This window comes from Micromonospora yongxingensis (assembly GCF_052601155.1).
On sequence record NZ_JBQXEO010000013.1, the window covers coordinates 148,934 to 165,461 of the forward strand.

20 protein-coding genes are annotated in these 16,528 nt (G+C 73.9%); 9 read left to right on the forward strand and 11 right to left on the reverse strand.

Features of this window, described 5'->3' with window-relative positions; all coding sequences use genetic code 11:
• Positions 1-103: 103 nt before the first annotated feature.
• From ACTWLT_RS17835 to ACTWLT_RS17860, 6 genes are all read right to left on the reverse strand, one after another.
• The gene (locus ACTWLT_RS17835; protein ID WP_445319359.1) at positions 104-559 is read right to left on the reverse strand and encodes a pyridoxamine 5'-phosphate oxidase family protein; all 456 of its coding nucleotides are present in this window, start codon (positions 557-559) and stop codon (positions 104-106) included.
• A 68-nt stretch (positions 560-627) separates the two neighbouring features.
• Complete coding sequence (locus ACTWLT_RS17840) at positions 628-1,146, reverse strand: glyoxalase (RefSeq protein ID WP_445319360.1); 519 nt, start codon at positions 1,144-1,146, stop codon at positions 628-630.
• A gap of 5 nt (positions 1,147-1,151) precedes the next feature.
• Positions 1,152-1,601, reverse strand: a complete 450-nt coding sequence (locus ACTWLT_RS17845; RefSeq protein ID WP_445319361.1) for a helix-turn-helix transcriptional regulator — start codon at positions 1,599-1,601, stop codon at positions 1,152-1,154.
• A gap of 73 nt (positions 1,602-1,674) precedes the next feature.
• Positions 1,675-2,085 (reverse strand): VOC family protein, encoded by a 411-nt coding sequence (locus ACTWLT_RS17850; RefSeq protein ID WP_252414074.1) that lies wholly within the window; start codon positions 2,083-2,085, stop codon positions 1,675-1,677.
• Between the two features lie 83 nt (positions 2,086-2,168).
• Positions 2,169-2,630 carry an HNH endonuclease gene (locus tag ACTWLT_RS17855; protein ID WP_445319362.1) on the reverse strand — a complete coding sequence of 154 codons (462 nt, stop codon included), beginning with the start codon at positions 2,628-2,630 and terminating at the stop codon, positions 2,169-2,171.
• Positions 2,631-2,654: 24 nt separating this feature from the next.
• Positions 2,655-4,208, reverse strand: a complete 1,554-nt coding sequence (locus ACTWLT_RS17860) for a glycosyltransferase family 39 protein (RefSeq protein ID WP_445319363.1) — start codon at positions 4,206-4,208, stop codon at positions 2,655-2,657.
• A 111-nt stretch (positions 4,209-4,319) separates the two neighbouring features.
• On the opposite strand from ACTWLT_RS17860, the gene ACTWLT_RS17865 reads away from it, so the two are divergent.
• Both ACTWLT_RS17865 and ACTWLT_RS17870 read left to right on the forward strand, forming a co-directional pair.
• On the forward strand, positions 4,320-5,357 hold the full coding sequence (locus ACTWLT_RS17865; RefSeq protein ID WP_445319364.1) for an aldo/keto reductase: 1,038 nt from the start codon (positions 4,320-4,322) through the stop codon (positions 5,355-5,357).
• Positions 5,358-5,361: 4 nt separating this feature from the next.
• Complete coding sequence (locus tag ACTWLT_RS17870; RefSeq protein ID WP_445319365.1) at positions 5,362-5,871, forward strand: mycothiol transferase; 510 nt, start codon at positions 5,362-5,364, stop codon at positions 5,869-5,871.
• A 21-nt stretch (positions 5,872-5,892) separates the two neighbouring features.
• Here ACTWLT_RS17870 and ACTWLT_RS17875 read toward each other — a convergent pair whose 3' ends face one another.
• Complete coding sequence (locus ACTWLT_RS17875; RefSeq protein WP_445319366.1) at positions 5,893-7,131, reverse strand: MFS transporter; 1,239 nt, start codon at positions 7,129-7,131, stop codon at positions 5,893-5,895.
• A 65-nt stretch (positions 7,132-7,196) separates the two neighbouring features.
• On the opposite strand from ACTWLT_RS17875, the gene ACTWLT_RS17880 reads away from it, so the two are divergent.
• The 5 genes from ACTWLT_RS17880 to ACTWLT_RS17900 all read left to right on the forward strand — a co-directional run bounded on the left by ACTWLT_RS17880 (position 7,197) and on the right by ACTWLT_RS17900 (position 10,329).
• On the forward strand, positions 7,197-7,703 hold the full coding sequence (locus ACTWLT_RS17880) for a MarR family winged helix-turn-helix transcriptional regulator (RefSeq protein WP_445319367.1): 507 nt from the start codon (positions 7,197-7,199) through the stop codon (positions 7,701-7,703).
• Positions 7,704-7,761: 58 nt separating this feature from the next.
• A complete protein-coding gene (locus ACTWLT_RS17885; protein WP_445319368.1) occupies positions 7,762-8,277 on the forward strand; it encodes a DUF2087 domain-containing protein in 516 nt (171 codons plus the stop codon).
• A gap of 119 nt (positions 8,278-8,396) precedes the next feature.
• On the forward strand, positions 8,397-9,122 hold the full coding sequence (locus ACTWLT_RS17890) for a DUF8817 family protein (protein ID WP_445319404.1): 726 nt from the start codon (positions 8,397-8,399) through the stop codon (positions 9,120-9,122).
• Between the two features lie 178 nt (positions 9,123-9,300).
• Positions 9,301-9,795, forward strand: a complete 495-nt coding sequence (locus ACTWLT_RS17895; RefSeq protein WP_445319369.1) for a GNAT family N-acetyltransferase — start codon at positions 9,301-9,303, stop codon at positions 9,793-9,795.
• A gap of 102 nt (positions 9,796-9,897) precedes the next feature.
• A complete protein-coding gene (locus ACTWLT_RS17900; RefSeq protein ID WP_445319370.1) occupies positions 9,898-10,329 on the forward strand; it encodes an Hsp20/alpha crystallin family protein in 432 nt (143 codons plus the stop codon).
• On the opposite strand, the gene ACTWLT_RS17905 is transcribed toward ACTWLT_RS17900, so the two are convergent.
• A complete protein-coding gene (locus ACTWLT_RS17905) occupies positions 10,319-11,383 on the reverse strand; it encodes a helix-turn-helix transcriptional regulator (protein ID WP_445319371.1) in 1,065 nt (354 codons plus the stop codon). The two genes, ACTWLT_RS17900 and ACTWLT_RS17905, sit on opposite strands and share 11 nt — an antisense overlap.
• 104 nt (positions 11,384-11,487) lie before the next feature.
• Here ACTWLT_RS17905 and ACTWLT_RS17910 point away from each other — a divergent pair, with 104 nt between their 5' ends.
• Complete coding sequence (locus ACTWLT_RS17910; protein WP_252414061.1) at positions 11,488-12,486, forward strand: tyrosine-type recombinase/integrase; 999 nt, start codon at positions 11,488-11,490, stop codon at positions 12,484-12,486.
• 36 nt (positions 12,487-12,522) lie between these two features.
• On the opposite strand, the gene ACTWLT_RS17915 is transcribed toward ACTWLT_RS17910, so the two are convergent.
• The 3 genes from ACTWLT_RS17915 to ACTWLT_RS17925 form a co-directional block, all read right to left on the reverse strand.
• Complete coding sequence (locus ACTWLT_RS17915; RefSeq protein ID WP_252414060.1) at positions 12,523-12,894, reverse strand: VOC family protein; 372 nt, start codon at positions 12,892-12,894, stop codon at positions 12,523-12,525.
• A gap of 76 nt (positions 12,895-12,970) precedes the next feature.
• Positions 12,971-14,143, reverse strand: a complete 1,173-nt coding sequence (locus ACTWLT_RS17920; protein ID WP_445319372.1) for a PQQ-binding-like beta-propeller repeat protein — start codon at positions 14,141-14,143, stop codon at positions 12,971-12,973.
• A 27-nt stretch (positions 14,144-14,170) separates the two neighbouring features.
• Entirely contained in the window at positions 14,171-15,874 is a 1,704-nt protein-coding gene (locus tag ACTWLT_RS17925; protein ID WP_445319373.1) for an acyl-CoA dehydrogenase family protein, read from the reverse strand.
• A 147-nt stretch (positions 15,875-16,021) separates the two neighbouring features.
• Between ACTWLT_RS17925 and ACTWLT_RS17930 the strand changes: the two genes are divergently transcribed.
• Positions 16,022-16,480 (forward strand): Rv0361 family membrane protein, encoded by a 459-nt coding sequence (locus tag ACTWLT_RS17930; protein ID WP_445319374.1) that lies wholly within the window; start codon positions 16,022-16,024, stop codon positions 16,478-16,480.
• The last annotated feature ends 48 nt before the right edge of the window (positions 16,481-16,528 follow it).

Consider the following 16,528-nt stretch of genomic DNA (forward strand, 5'->3'; position numbering starts at 1 on the left):
ATGACAGCGCGGGCCACCTCCCGCAGCTCGTCCCGACACACTCACCGCCCAGTCAGGCCATCGCTGTCGGCCCGACTGGGCGGTGAGTGTGTCCGCACCGACGTCAGCCGAGCCAGCGGCCGTCGCGCAGGAGCACGCGTCCTCGCAGTTCGTTCGCCTCCCGCCAGGCCTGGATGCGCCGCGGCCGGATCACGAAGTACTGGTAGGGCTCGTCGAGCCCGCTCGGGTCGAAACCCGTCCTGGTCGCGAACGCCTCAATCTTTTCCGGGCCGAGGTCGGCGACGTCCACCGGCTCGGCCGTGCCGTCGACGATGACGACGTCGCGCGTCGGCCCGAGGCTGAGCCGCACCCGGCCGTCGGCCAGCAGGTTGCGGCCGGTGACCGAGCCGCGCGGCGTCGAGATGAGGAACGTGCTCCCGTCCCAGAGGTACGACAGCGGGATGAGGTGCACGCCGCCGGGGGAGCCCGAGGTCGCGACCCAGAGGTCGACGTCGCTCTCCAGCCTCGCGCGCGTGTCCCGCACCCTCTCCTCAAGCCCTCGCGGCGGGGCGCTCGTCATGCTCACTCTCCCATCACGTCGTGTCGGCCGTCGCGGACGATGGCCAGATCGGGCGGCTCGGTGGCAGATCAGCGCGTCGGTGCCAGCGACGCGGCCTCCCACGCGAACCCGTCCGGGTCGGTGAAGGATCCGGCACCGCCGCCGATCACGAGGCGGTGCGATCCGGTGCCCTCGGGAGCGACACCGAGGTCCTTGGCGAGGGCACGGCGCCGGTACAGCGCCAGCTTGACCGGGCTCGACCCGGCGGCGAACTCGACGTACATCCGGGCGAAGCTCTTCGCCACGGCGAGGCCGCGCTCGACGTAGAACCGCTTGCTGGCGGCTGCGTCCGCGACTCCCAGCAGGAGCACCATCTCGTCGATCTGCCGGGTGGCCGGGCCGGTGTCCTTCTTCGCCGAGGTCGCGACCTTCCAGATCGTCCCGTCCGGGGCCTGTACGACACCGCCGTAGCCCCAGAGCGACTTCGCGGCGGGCTTCAGCGACGTGGCGCCCGCGTCCAGGGCGGCGCCGACGAGGTTGTCGACGGTGGACGGCCGGGAGACCGTGAGCGCCAGCGTGAACCCGCGGAAGCCGCCCGTCGGTGCCATGGCCGTCACGCTAGGTGCGGCTCGGCGACGGGTGCTTCTTGATTCCTGACCGGTCTGGTCGCCTGTTTCGCCACAGACGGTGGCATCCACGCCCGCCGGTAGGCGCCGGGTGGCATGCCGACCAGCTCGGTGAAGCGGGTGCTGAAGGTGCCCAGCGACGAGCAGCCGACCGCGAAGCTCACCTCGCCGACGGTGAGGTCGCCGCGACGCAGCAGCGCCTTCGCGTTCTCGACCCGCCGCGTCATGAGGTACGCGTACGGCGACTCGCCGTAGGCCAGCCGGAACTGGCGGCTGAGGTGCCCGGCCGGCATGTGTGCGCCGCGGGCGAGCGCCTCGACGTCGAGCGGTCGCGCGTACTCCCGGTCGATCCGGTCGCGGACGCGGCGCAGTCGCGCGAGATCGTCGCTCGGGCGCTGCGCCCGGGCCAGGACACGCCCCCACGAGGGGTGACACACGTCAGAACTCCTTCCCACCGGTGCAGGTGGTCGCGACGCCGGCCAGCGCGGCGGCATCGGTGACGGACAGGGCTCAGCGAAGCTCCTGGATGCGGATCAGGTTGCCGGCGGGGTCGCGGAAGGCGCAGTCGCGGATGCCGTACGGCTGCTCGGTCGGCTCCTGGACGACCTCTGCGTCGCCGCCCTGCAGCTTCTCGAAGGTGCCGTCGAGGTCCCGGGTCGCCAGCAGGATCCAGCCGTAGGTGCCCTTGGCCATCATCTCGGCGATGGTGTTGCGCTCGTCCTCGGTGATGCCGGGGTCGGCGGCCGGCGGCGCCAGGAGGATGGACGTGTCGGGCTGATTGACGGGGCCGACCGTGATCCACCGCATGGTGCCCTGCCCGACGTCGTTGCGGACCTCGAAGCCGAGGACGTCTCGGTAGAAGGCCAGGGAGGCGTCCGGGTCGACGTGCGGGAGGAAGCTGGTGTGAATGGTGATGTCCATGGCGATCATGCTAGGTGCGGCCACCTGGCCTGGACTTCTTGATTCCTGACCGATGGCGCCCTTTCTCTCGCACCGGAGGCGGGCTACGTGCGGCCGTACGCGGCACGTGCCTGGGCCACCTCGGCGGCGGCGCGTTCCCGCCAACGGCGTTGGGCCTCGCGGTTGCACGCCCGGCAGACCCGACGGTACCGGCCCGTGGCGTCGTCGAGCTCGCGGTCGTGGCCGTTGCGGCACCGCGGCGGCTGGGTGCGGCTCCGGGAGGTCTCCGCCCGGCTGACCTGGCGCAGGTGTGTGGGCTCGATGCAGTCGGCGACTCCGCAGAGGTGGACGACGTCGAGGGTCGGGTCGTACCCGCCGACGAGGACCGCGAACGCGGCGATGTGCGCCCAGGCCCGACCGGCGACCTTCTGGTGGACCCCACGTCGGGGCCCGTACCCGTGGATGACGAGACAACCATTATCGGTGCGGTGCGAACGCCCCAGCAGGTACGCGCGTAGCGACTCCTCGGTGTGGTACCGCGAGAGACCCTTCACCTCCGACAGCACGCCGTCACCGTACCCGCGCGGCGGTCAGCCGGTGTGGCGTACCTCGGTGTCCCAGATCTGCGCCCACGGACGCCGCAGCTCTCGGCACACGAAGATCGGGCCGCCGTTCTCGTCGTTGTCCACCTCGACCCGCTGGTCCACCCGGCCGGCCGGCGCGCACTCGTGGAACCAGGCGGTCAGTGGGTCGGAACGCTCCCAGCCGACGACGATCACCACGTCGGCGCTCTCGGGTGGCCGGCCGAAGTCGACCATGCTGTTGTGCCCGGAGTAGGCGCGGGGCAGGTCACGGGCCGGGCCGTAGCGGGCCAGCGCGCCGGCCTCGCCGTAGTTGCCGGTCAGGATGACCGCCCGCGATCGCTCCTCGGGTGGCAGGCCACGGTGGACGGCCGCGACCGAGTCGGCGAACGCGGGCCAGCCGATGGTCTCGCCGGCGTCGTAGTTGACGTCGAGCACGAAGCCGGGCAGCCGGTCGGCCGGCAGCACCGGCAGCAGCAGGACGACGCTGGGCAGGAGGAACGGCACCGCGCCCAGCGTGAGCAGGCCCCGCCGCAGCCGGACGGCGCCGCGCGACGCCCACCCGGCGGTCACCAGGGCACCGGCGGCGGTGAGCACCAGCAGCAGCGGCGCGTCGTAGTAGCCCTTGCCGCCGGCGAGCAGCACGATGCCGACGACGACCAGCCAGGCCCAGCCCACCGCCCGGTACGCCCGCCACCGGGGCCACCGCAGCAGCGCGACGAGGCCGGCGATCCAGATCGGCACGGCGTACGGGCTGATGATGACGAACTGGAGGATGAGCGCGTCGAGCCGGCCGCTGTAGGAGCTGTCTCCATCGGAGATCGAGGCGGCCACACCGAGCTGCGGAAAACCGTGCGTCGCCTGCCAGGCCAGATTCGGCGCGGCCAGGAGCACGGCGAGCCCGGCGGCGGCGAGCACCCACCGGTCGCGCAGCAGCCGGCGTGGCCCGGCGATGGAGATCCCGGCGATCAGGCCCACGGCCAGCAGCGCGGGCAGCAGCTTGTTGAGCATGCCGACCCCAAGCGCCATCCCGATGCCGAGGGCCCACCGGCTGTCGCCGGTGCGCAGCAGCCGCACCGCGCACAGCGCCGCGACCAGCCAGGCCAGCAGGTCGACGGTGGTGGTGCTGAGCAGGTGGCCGCCGGCCAGGACGATGCCGGAGAACGCGGCGAGCACCGCCGCGAAGGTCTGCCCGCCCCGGCCGGCGCCCAGCTCCCGGGCGATGGCGGCGACCAGCAGGACCGCCGCACCGGCCAGCAGCGCCGACGGCGTACGCAGCACCACCAGGTTGCCCGGTGCGATGGTGTCGAGCAGCCGGGCCAACGCCGGGACCAGTGGGCCCTGGTCGACGTAGCCCCAGTCGAGGTGCCGGCCGCAGAGGAGGAAGTACAGCTCGTCGCGGTGGTAGCCGTAGCGCCCGGCGAGCAGCAGCAGCGTCACGCTGACAACGCCGGCCACCACCCACGGCCCCCACGTGCGCGGGCCGGGCGTCGGTGACGGCTCCGGCGGCGACGCCAGGTCCGGCCGGTGAGGCCGGTCGATGTCGATCGCAGGCTCACTCACCCGCACATCATCGCCTGTGACGCGGCCGCCCGGGTGCCCGTGCCGCGCGCCGGGGCGGGTCGTCGGACCGCGTGCGAAGATCAGATTCGTTACTCGACGGGGGAGGAAGACATGCGCTACCGCACTCTGGGCGCGACCGGCACCGTGGTGTCGACGCTGTGCCTGGGCACGATGACCTTCGGCGCGGAGACCGACGAGGCGGGCAGCTTCGCCCAGCTGGACCGGTTCGTCGAGGCCGGCGGCACCTTCATCGACACCGCCGACGTCTACTCCGCCGGTGTCTCCGAGGAGATCGTCGGCCGTTGGCTGCGGGCGCGGCCCGACCTGCGCGACCGGCTGGTGATCGCCACCAAGGGACGGTTCCCGATGGGTCCCGGGGCGAACGACGCCGGCCTGTCCCGGGTGCACCTGACCCGCGCGCTGGACGCCAGCCTCCGGCGGCTCGGGGTCGAGGCGGTCGACCTCTACCAGGCGCACGCCTGGGACCCGCTGACCCCGTTGCCGGAGACGCTGCGGTTCTTCGACGACGCGGTCCGCGCGGGCAAGATCCGCTACGCGGGGGTCAGCAACTTCACCGGCTGGCAGATGCAGAAGGCTGCCCTGCTCACCCAGCACCTCAACCTCACCCCGATCGTGACGCTGCAGCCGCAGTACAACCTGCTGGCGCGGGAGATCGAGTTCGAGGTGGTGCCGGTCTGCGAGAACGAGGGCATCGGCATCCTGCCGTGGTCGCCGTTGGGCGGCGGCTGGCTGACCGGCAAGTACCAGCGGGACAGCGTGCCCACGGGTGCCACCCGCCTCGGCGAGAACCCACAGCGCGGCGTCGAGGCGTACGCGGGCCGCAACGCCGAGGAGCGCACCTGGCGGGTCATCGACGCGGTCCGGCAGGTCGCCGGGGAACGTGGCGTGTCCATGTCGGCGGTGGCGCTCGCCTGGCTGGCGGCCCGGCCGGCGGTCACCTCGGTGATCCTCGGAGCGCGGACCACCGAGCAGCTCGACGACAACCTGACCGCCGCCGACCTGCTTCTCGACGCGGAGCAGACCCGACTGCTGGACGAGGCGAGCGCCCCACCGGTGGGGGACTACCCGTACGGCCGAGCCGGTGTGCAGCAGCGCGGCCGCGACCTGCCGGCCAGCCCCGCACAATGATCCGATGACGACCGTCTTCCCCGAGCCCACCGTCCCCGCCGGCAACCGCACCGAGGTCTTCCTGCGCTACCTGGACTACTTCCGGGAGTCCGTGCTGGACAGGGTGTCGGCGCTACCCGAGCCGGAGCTGCGGCGCAGCCGGCTGCCGTCGGGGTGGACCCCCCTGGAGTTGGTCAAGCACCTGCGGTACGTCGAGCTGCGCTGGATCGAGTGGGGTTTCCAGGGTCGGGACGTCCCCGAGCCGTGGGGCGACCGTCGCGGTGAGCGCTGGCACGTCGCCCCCGAGGAGACCCGCGCGGACCTGCTGGAGGCGCTGCGCGCGCAGGGCGCGCACACCAGCGCGGTGGTGACGGCCCACGACCTGGCGGAGATCGGGGCGCCGGGCCCGCGGTGGAACCGCGCCGACCCGGCGTCGCTGGAGCGGGTGCTGTTCCACCTGGTCCAGGAGTACGCCCGCCACCTGGGTCACCTCGACATCGTGGCCGAACTGGCCGGCGGACCGACCGGGGAGTGATCGGGCGGCCGGGCCTGCGGTTCAGCGGACGGCGGCGGGTTCGGCCGCAGGTGGTGGCGTCGCCACCTCGGCCGGCCAGGTGAGCCGCCGGACGCCGGGGACGAGGGCGGTGCCGGCGCAGGCGGCCAGGACCAGCAGGCCGGCGACCGCCAGCGGCAGGGGTGCGCCGAACGCGTCGGCGGCCAGCGGCGCCAGGGCGTAGCCCAGCGGCATCGCGCCCAGCGACACCAGCCAGTCGTACGAGGTGACGCGCGCGAGGACCTCGGGCGGGAACTGGTGCTGCACGACGGTCTCCCAGACGGGGTTGAGGTAGCCGAGGGCGGTCAAGGCGATCCCGTAGGCGACGATCACCGCCGGAGCGGGCGCGGCGAAGGCGAGCAGCAGCAGCGGCGCGGCGTAGCTGGCCAGCCCAAGGTTGGCCAGCAGCACCGGCCGGCGCAGCCGGACGCGCCCGGCCAGCAGTGAGCCGGTGAGCATGCCGATCGCGCCGGCCTGCAACAGCAGCACCCAGGTCGCCTCGCCTCCGAGGCGGTCGATGGCGATGGCCGGTCCGAGGGTCATCAGGACGGCGGCGGCGCCGTTCCACACGCCGTGCCCGATCAGGCTGGTCCAGAACCAGTCACGGGCGCGTACCTCGCCGAAGCCGTGCCGCAGGTCGGCGAGGACGGAACGGCGGGGCACGGGTACGTGCCGGACGCGGATGAGCGCGAGCAGCGCGGCGCTGAGCGCGAACGACGCGCCGTCGATGATGAACGCCCAGCCGGGGCCGGCGGCCCAGATCAGCAGGCCGGCGAGCGCCGGGCCGGCGAGCCGGCTGGTGTTGGCGGTGACGCCCAGCAGGGCGTTGGCCCGCTGCCGGGCGGCCGGCTCGACGGTGCCGGCGACCAGCGGCGAGGCGGTCGGGATGGCGAAGGCCGAGGCGGTGCCGCCGAGCGCCGAGGCCACCACGATGGTGGCCAGCGACGGGTCGCCGCCGAGCAGTTCCACGCCGACCGCGAGCTGGGTCACGCAGCGGACCAGGTCGGCCGCCAGAGCGACCCGGCGGGCGTCGAACCGGTCGGCGACGACGCCGCCGAGGGGCAGCAGGAGCAGCCGGGGAACCATCGCCGCGGCGAGGACGACGGCGAGGGCGCTGGTGGAACCGGTGGCGCGCAGCACGGCCAGTGCCAGCGCGGCGGGCACCACGGCGTCACCGACCGAGGAGACGGTCCGGCCCAGGAACAGCAGCCGGAAGGAGCTGACACGCAGTGGGTTGGTCACCGCCACAAGCTACTTCGACATCGAATATTTCGTCAACGAATATTTCGTTGCGATAAGCTGGACCGGTGACCACCGCCCACGACTCCGTCGACCGGCACGTCGAGCGCTGGCTGCCCGTCCTGCCCGCCCTCGACGTCGACGTCGAGGGCGCCGTGACCCGGATGGGTGTCCTGACCCGGCACCTGCGCACCGTGAAGGAGCGGGTCCTCGCGGACTTCGACCTGCCGGCACACGAGTACGACACGCTGCACGCACTGGCCGGCCGGCAGGGACGTGCCGCGCCCTCGGAACTCGCCGCCGACCTGGCGATGGCCCCGGCCTCGATCACCGCACGGGTCGACAACCTCGTCGCGCGCGGCTTCGTGCGGCGAACCCCGTCCACTGTCGACCGGCGTCGCGTCGACGTGGAACTCACCGACGCCGGCCGCGCCGCGTGGCATGGCGCGATGGACGTCCGGGGCGCCGAGGAGCACCGGCTGCTCGGCGCGCTGACCCCGGCCGAGCGTCGACTGCTCTCCGACCTGCTGCGGCGGGTCCTGCTCGTCGCCGAACAGCCGACCGACCCCGCCTGAACGCCCGCGCCCGGAAATCGCCTGGCGGTCCGCGTACCCCGATGAGAGGGTGACCGGCGTGACAGCGGATGCTCTGGCCGGTGCCCTGGCCGACGACGGACGACGGCGGGTCTTCGCGGCGATCGTGCTCGGCGCGACCAACGCGGCGCACGTCGCCGAACGGACCGACCTGCCGGCGCGCGCGGTGCACACCGGGATTCACCGGCTCACCGGCGCGGGCCTGGTGACCCGCTCGGACGGCGCCCTCGCGGTCGACGAGGAGTCGCTGCGGGCGGCGGCGCGCGACCGCCGCCCGGTTGACGACGCCGAACCGGCCGGCGACCCGGTACTGCGCACCTTCGTGCGCGACGACGTGCTGGTGGGCCTGCCCGCACAGCGGGGCCGGCGGCGCGTGCTGCTGGCGCACATCGCCGAGCGGTCCTTCGAGCCGGGCACGCGATACCCCGAGCGGGCGGTGGACGAGGCGCTCAAGCCGTGGTGCGCCGCGGGCGGGTCAGACCACGTCACGTTGCGCCGCTACCTGATCGACGAGCAGTTGCTCACCCGCGAGCACGGGATCTACCAGCGGGCCTGACGGTAGAGGTCGCCGGTGGACCAGCTCAGCTTGCGTTGTATCGGCCGTTCAGTCGTCTCTGGCTGACGATCAGCCATTTCCATGTGCGTGTGCCCATTGACGACGGCTACGAAGTTCGGGTGACCAACGAGGTAACCGTTCCCCTGCTGCCCTGCGCGTCCATCGACGACATCGTCGCCTTTTACGAGGTGCTCGGTTTCCACACCACTTACAAGCAGCGCAAGCCCAACCCGTGCGTGGGGTTGCAACGTGAAGATCTACATCTGCAGTTCTTCGAGATCGCGGGGTTCGATCCGGCGCAGTCCTACGGTTCGTGTCTCGTGCTGACCACCGACACGGGGCAGCTGTACCGGGCTTTCGCGGCGGGAATGCGCGCCGCGTACGGCAAGGTGTTGGTCTCCGGGACACCGCGGATGACCCGGCCCCGGGCGCGGAAGAACGCCGACGGGCTGAGCGGCTTCAGCGTCATCGATCCAGGCGGCAACTGGATCCGCGTCTTCCAAAACGCCCCGGCCTCGCCCGCGCCGGCGCCGGCTGGGCGGCTGGGCAAGGCGATGGCGAACGCCGTCGTGCAGTCCGACTCCAGAGGGGACGCCCGGCAGGCGGCTCGGATTCTTGACAGTGCGTTGGCCCGTCCCGAGGCAGATGACGACCCGGTCGCGTTGGTGGAGGTGCTCGTCTACCGCGCTGAGGTTGCGATGGTCCTGAACGATCCGGCCACGGCGGTCGAGATGCTGGCCCGTGTTGACCGTGTCGCTTTGAGCGCGGACGAAGCCACACGGGCCGCTGCTGCGTATGCGGCCGCTACCGACCTTGCGGCAGCGCTGTTCTCGGGGCCGGCTTGATCAACCCTCAGTTCTTAGCGTCGTTTTGGTCTGGAAACCACGGGCGGGCATCCTGGTGACCCTGTTCTCCTTCGGTCCGTGTCGAGGCGACCGCCGGCGCGAAGGTCGGCGCTGCCAGCCCGGCGCCGCTAGCCCGTCCGGCGCATAAACGCGTTGACCGGGCGCCGATGATCGACAGGTGACCACGACCGTCCGACCCACCTGGGTGACCAGCCCCGTCCGACCCGACCAGCCCGACGCGGTCCGTCTGCTGCGCGAGTACATGACGGAGATGGTGGTCCGCTACCACCGCCGCCCGGCCCTGCCCGGCGAGGTCGACGAGGCGTTGGCCGAGATGCCCAGCGACGACCTGACGCACCCCGGCGGCCTGCTGCTGCTCGCCCGCCACGGCGCGGACGTGGCCGGCTGCGCCGGGCTGCGGTGGGGGCCGGACTGGGCCGAGCTGACCAGGGTGTTCATCCGCCCCGCACACCGTGGCACGGGCGGGGGCGCCGTGCTGCTCGCCGCCGTCGAGGGGCACGCCCGGGCGGCCGGGGCGGACCGGATCCGGCTGGACACCCGCGCCGACCTGGTCGAGGCCCGTGCCCTGTACGCCCGGCACGGCTACATCGAGATCCCGGCGTACTCGCACGGCCCGTACGCCCAGCACTGGTTCGAGAAGCGGCTTCGCTGAGGGCTTGACGCTCGCCTGCCGTGGCGTTAAAACAGAAGAGGAAGTTGAGTCACCCGGACTCAACTCATCACCTTCGGCCAGGAGAACCGAGGAGGCACAACGATGTTGATGCGTACCGACCCGTTCCGCGAGGTTGACCGGCTCGCCGAGCAGTTCTTCGGTACGGCCACCCGTCCGGCGATGATGCATCTGGACGCCTACCGCGACGGGGACTACTTCTACGCCGCGTTCGACCTGCCCGGCGTCGACCCGGACACCATCGACTGCACCGTCGAGCGCAACGTGCTCACCGTTCGGGCCGAGCGGCGTCGGCCCACCGGCGACGGCGTCGAACTGGTCGCCGCCGAACGCCCGATGGGCACGTTCACCCGGCGGCTGTTCCTGGGCGACACCCTGGACACCGACAAGCTGGAGGCCGGCTACGACAACGGGGTGCTGACGCTGCGCATCCCGGTCGCCGAGCGCGCCAAGCCCCGCCGGGTGACCATCAACGCCAACGCCAACGGCGACGGACGCCGGCAGATCAACGCCTGACCGATGCTCGGGGCGGGCCGCCCGGCCCGCCCGGCCCACCGGAGTCGCCACCCGCCGGCTGCACCGCGCGCTCGGCGCCGGTTGGTGGATAGAGCGCGGCGAGCGCGTGGGCGGTGTCGGCGAGGAGGTCCCGCAGCTCGGCCGGGGCGAGCACCTCCACCTGCGCGCCGAGTTTGAGCAGCTCGACGTGACCGTGCCGGATGGACTCGATCGGCACGGTCGTCACCACCCAGCCGTCCGCGTCCGGTGCGCCGGCGGCGTCGTGTGCGGCGCGGCTCATCGCCGGCGGGAGCAGGTGCACCGTCCGCGCCAGGGCGGCCACGGTCATCCGTACCGTTGCCTCCGCGCGGTAGACGCTGCTCTCGTAACGCTCGGTGTGCTCCCGCCAGCAGTCCGCCAGGTCGAACCCGGCCGGCCGGTCGGCGGGTTCGTCCAGCACGGTCAGGTCCAGGATGGCGCCCACCCGGTAGGTGCGGGCCTGCCCGTCCGCGGCGGCGACCAGATACCACCGGCCGGCCTTGAGCACCACGCCGAGCGGATCGAGGGTCCGTGTCACCTCCCGGGGCGCCTGCCACCGCCGGTAGCGCACCCGGACCCGGCGGTCCTCCCACACCGCGCCGGCCAGAGCGGCCAGATGCGGTGTCGGCTCGGGCTCGCGGAACCAGGTCGGCGCGTCCAGGTGGAACCGCTGCCGGATCCGCCCGCCCCGGTCGGCGAGGTCCGTCGGCAACGCCGCCCGCAACTTCAGCTCGGCGGTGGCCAGCACCGACCCCAGTCCCAGCTCGGACGCCGGCCCTGGAACGCCGGCCAGGAACAGCGCCTCGGCCTCACCGGCGGTCAACCCGGTCAGCCGGGTGCGGTAGCCGTCGAGCAGCCGGTACCCGCCCGCCGGGCCGCGCTCGGCGTACACCGGAACGCCGGCGGCGCCGAGCGACTCCACGTCCCGGTACACCGTCCGGACCGAGACCTCCAGGGCCTCGGCCAACTCGGGCGCGGTCATCCGTCCCCGGGTCTGCAGGAGCAGCAGCAGGGAGACCAACCGGCTGGCGCGCACCGCCCGACGGTAGCCGGCATGCCGCGCCCGGACACCGGCCGCACCCCCGGTGGCCTCGGCGCGCCTTCGCCGTGAACCCACCAGGAGCTGAGAACCTTTTTCACATGGTGTCCTCCGACCTGCCGGTGCTGGCCCGCCCGACCCCCCGACCGGCGCTGCCCGGCGGGCCGGTCGACGTCACCGAGGCGTGGCTGCGCAACCGGCGGCTGTCCGAGCACACCCGCGACGCGTACCGGCGCGACATCACCGGCTGGCTCACCTGGTGCGCCGGCCGCGACCTGGACCCGCTGCACGCCACCTTCCTGCACGTCAACGAGTACGCCCGGGCGCTGGAGTCCACCCTCGGCGCCCGCAGCGGCCGCCCACTGACCCCGGCGACCGTGGCGCGCCGGCTCTCGGCGCTGTCCAGCTGGTACGACTTCCTCGTCAAGCTGGGCGCGTTGCCGGCCAACCCGGTCGCCGGCGCCGACCGGCCCCGCGTCGACCGGGACCACTCGGCCACGGTCGGCCTGACCCCGGAGGAGGTCGACGCGCTGCTGAGCGCCGCCGACGCGGACACCGGCCCCACGGCTGTCCGCAACCGCGCCGCGATCGCGCTCCTGGCCGATCTGGGCCTGCGGGTCGGCGAGCTGATCTCCCTGGACCTGACCGACCTGGGCACCGAACGCGGGCACCGCAGCGTGCGCTTCGTCGGCAAGGGCGGCAAACCACGCCGCCGCGCCCTCACCCCCGGCACCGGGTACGCGGTGGACGCCTACCTGGCCCAGCGGGCCGCCGCCACCGGTGTGCCGGTGCCGCAGCTGACCGGGCCGCTGCTGGTCACCGCCAGCGGCGCCCGGCTGGACCGGCACTCGGTGTTCCGGCTGGTCCGCCGGCTGGCCCGGGCGGCCGGCATCCCGGCCTGGGCCAGGCTCTCCCCGCACTCGCTGCGGCACGCCTTCGCCACCACCGCCCGCTCCGAGGGCGTCCCGCTGGAGGACGTGCAGGACGCCATGGGGCACGCCGATCCGCGTACCACCCGCCGCTACGACCGGGACCGGCACAACCTCGACCGCGACCCGGCGTACGTGGTGTGGGCGGCCCGGTCCCGCCGCCGCGGCTGAGCGTCGTACCCCCGGTGAGCGGCGGCGGCGGGAGGCTCAGCCCTGTGGACGGGGGCAGATGCAGAACGGCTGACCGATCGGGTCGGTGAGCACCACCCACCGGTCGCCGCCCGGCTGGAATTCGGGCTTCGACGCGCCCGCTGCGACGAACTCCTTCTCGGCGGTCGCGAGGTCGTCGACGTAGAGGTCGAGGTGGTAGCGCTTACCGCCGGCCGGGTCCGGCCAGGACGGCGGCTGGTAGCCCTCGACCAGCCCGAAGCCGATCGAGACACCACCGCCGCTGATCATGGCGTACTCGGCCTGGCTGTGGGTGATCTCCCAGCCCAACGCGCGGTGGTAGAACGCGGCGTGCGCGGCCGGGTCGGAGCTGTCCAGGTTGACCATGGCGAGGTCTGCGGTTGTCGTCATAGCGGCAGTCTGCCCGCGCGTACCTGCCAACCACTGTCAGGTACGTCGGCGTTTTCCCGTCCTTTCGCGCCGGCGGTCAGGGTGGGTCCAGCGGCCACACCGTCACCCGGGCGGTGCCGTCGCGGCAGACCAGCCCTGTGCCGGCCCGCCGGCAGTCGGTCAGCCCCGCCGGGAGGACCGCGGTCACCCGGGGGCCGTCCCGGCCCACCGTCGCGACCAGGGTGCGGCGGCCGTCCGACGCGGTCCCGAGCAGCACCAGCGGTTCGGTGGTGATCCGCGCGCCCGCCACGGTGTGCCAGCGCGCCCCGGCCGGCCACGTCCAGGCCAGCGCGCCGGTGCCCGCGTCGATCGCCCACCTGCCGTTTTCGTCGTGCCCGCAGATGAGGCCCTCGCAGGGCCGCAGGGTCAGCTCGCCCGGCTCGACCGGCACCCGCCAGCGCGGCGACAGCCCGGGCAGGTCGTAGCCGGTCAGCGCCACCCCACTGCCGGTCGGGTGGCGCAGCACCAGGTGCCCGCCGATGACCTGGGGATTGTCCGGGCCGTAGTCGGCCGGCGGTAGCCGTCCCTGCCCGCCGACGGCGCCGTCTCGGACGTCGAGGACCCGGGCCAGCCCGTCGTCCTGCAACAGGAGCAACCGACCGGGCGTCGCCGGCAGCACTCTCAGCACGGCCGTGGAGGGCACCGGCGCCGTCCATCGGGTGGCGCCGGTGGCCAGGTCGAGGCCGTGCACGCTGCCCTCGATCCGGCGCCCCGGTTCGGAGGCGCTGCGGACCTCGCTCACCGCCACCGCCGCGTCGCCGGCCGCGTACACCCGCTCGGGTCGCCGCCACAGCGGCTGGCCGGTGCGTACCGACCGGGCGGTGGTCGCGGTCACCCGGCGCACCTGGTCGCGTTCGGTGAGCAGCAGCAGGTCACCGGCGACGTCGGCGGACCAACCGGTGGCCGGCGGCAGGGTGACCCGCCACCGCGCAGGGCGGTGCGGCGCGGCGGCGTCGTAGGCGCTCAGCGCCGGCGGGTCGGTGCCGGGATCGACGACCAGCAGCAGCGGACCCGCGCCGAGCACGGTCGCCCGGGCGGGTAGCGCCGGCCCGACGCGGGCAGTCAGGTGGGTGGGCGCGGCGGCGCCGCCGAGCAGGGTGCACGCCGCCAGCACCACCGCCATCCGGCCCCGCCGGGATGTCCCCGGCGGCGGTTTCGGGTCGTCCGGGGGTGCGCCCCGCTCGTCGCCCAGCTCGATCAGCACCGACATGGTGCCCGCCCGCCCCGCGCCGGCCGGTCAGCAGAGCAGGTCAAGGTGGTGGTGCCCGTCCTCGGCGATCTCCTCGTGTCGCAGCCAGCGTCGCGCCCACAGCCGGGCGGCCAGCTCCGCCTGCTCGTCACCCCACGCGGCGTGCTCGACGAGCAGGGCGGCGGTCAGCGCGTACGCCAGGCGCAGCGCCAGGCCGCGAGCGCCGGCGACCACCGTCGCGTCGCCCGGGTTCGCGGTCACCGCGCCGACGGTGTCGCCCAGCTGCGTGGCGGCCGTGGCGAGGGTGTCGGCCAACGCCGGCGACAGCGGCCGGGCCAGGTCGACGGCGGCGGCGAGCCGGCTCAACAGTGGCGCCCCCGCGTCCTCGCGGGCCAGCGCGCGCAGAACGTCCAGGGCCAGCACGTTGGTGGTGCCCTCCCAGATGGGCAGCACCTGCGCGTCGCGCAGCAGGCGGGGCACGCCGGTGTCCTCCACGTAGCCGGCTCCGCCGAAGCTCTCCACGTACTCGCTGGCGGAGCTGACGGCGAGCCGGCCGGTGGCCAGCTTCGCCAGCGGTGCCACGATGCGCAGCTCCGCGGCGGCCGCCGGGTCGGCACCGACCTCGACCCGGCCGAGCAGCGCGAACGCGTGCCCGGCCAGGGCGAACGCGCCCGCCGCGTCGACCGCGAGGGTGCCCAGGGTGGCCCGGTGCAGCGGCGAGGACGCCAGCGCACCCCCGGCGACGTGACGCACGTCGGCGTACGCCCGGGCGTAGGCCAGGCCGCGCCGCATGCCGCCGGCCGCCGCGGCGGCGTTGTGCACCCGGGTCACCACGACCAGGGTCATCGCCCGGGTCAGGCCGGGGACCGTCGGGTCGCCCAGCGGCACGGCGTACGCGTCGCGCAGGCCGATCTCGGCGGTGGGCAGCGCCCGGGTGCCGAGCTTGTCCTTGAGCCGGTGCACGGTGACACCCGGCGCGGGCGCGTCGGCCGGGGTCCCGTCGGCCAGGGGCGAGTCGGCCGCGTACCGGGGCACCAGGAACGGCGCGAGCACCCGGCTGCCGCGCCCGGCGCCCTCCGGGCGGGCCAGCGCCACCGCCATCGCGGCGTCGGCGGCGGAGCAGAACCACTTCTCCCCGGTCAGTCGCCACGAACCGTCGGCGGCGGGTCGGCCGATGGTGCTCGAGCGGCCCAGGTCGGAGCCGCCCTGCGACTCGGTCATCCACTGCCCACTGGTGATCGCCGTGGCCGGGTCGGTGGAGACCAGCCGGGGCAGCCACGCGTCGCGGACGCCGGAGTCGACGTCGGGCATGCTGAGCAGCGCCGCCGCCCCGTCCGCCATGGCAACCGGGCAGGAGAACGTCGCCGACTCCGGGCCGTACAGGTGCAGCAGGGCGTGCTGGACGACCCGTGCGGCCGCACCCCAGGTGCCGCGCGCGTCGGGCAGGTAGGGCAGCGCGACCACGGCGTGCCGGGCGGCGGCGGCGCGCTGCGCCTGCCAGCCCGCCGACACCTCGATCCGGTCGACGCGGGCACCCCACGGGTCGTAGCGGACCAGCGTGGGCGGGTGCGCCTCGGCGTCGGCGTGTGCCGCGCGCAGCGGCCCGGTGACGTCGGCGGCCAGGTCGGCGAGGCGACCCTTCGCGGCGGCGTGCCCGGCCGGGCCGAGGTGACGCTCCAGCCAGGACCGCAGCAGGGTGTCGTCGGCGTACGGGTCGGCGGGCGGTGGTACCGGCTGCACGAAGCGGTTCATCGATGGGCTCCCTGGCACTGCTCGGGGGTGTGCGCCGACGGTAGACGATCCGTGGCCGGTCCGAACAGGGCACACCCGCGTACCGGGCGGACCCGATTTCCCGCTTGTCGTGATTCCGTGCGACGACGTTCTCTACGGTCGGTAGTCGTGGGTGCCGGCCAGCCGTGGAGCCGACCGGCCCGGCGGCACCGCCCGATGCGCACCGGGCTGGCCTTCGCCGGGTTCGGCGTGGCGCTGTGCTGCGTCGGCGTGGCCGGGCTGGGGGCCTGGAACCTGCAGACCGTGCGGCAGGCCGCCGGCCCGATCCGGGAGACCGCCGACGGGTTCCTGAACGAGGTGGCCGTCGGTGACACCAACGGGGCGTACGAGCGGCTGTGCAAGGACGCGCGCAGCAAGTGGAGCGCGATCGGCTTCACCAGTTGGGTGCGCACCCCGCCGATGGTCACCGACTACGAGATCACCGACGTGTCGGTGGCCACCAAGGGCGGACGTCCGCACGGCACGGTGACCGTGCGGTTGACCCGTGCCGGCGGGATCAGCGAGGAACGTCGCCTGCCGGTGATCCGCGAGAGCGGGGACTGGCGGGTGTGCGGTGACCCCTTCTGAGCCGCCGGTCGTCCGGCTGAAACGGCCCTGGTTGCTCCGCGAACGTCG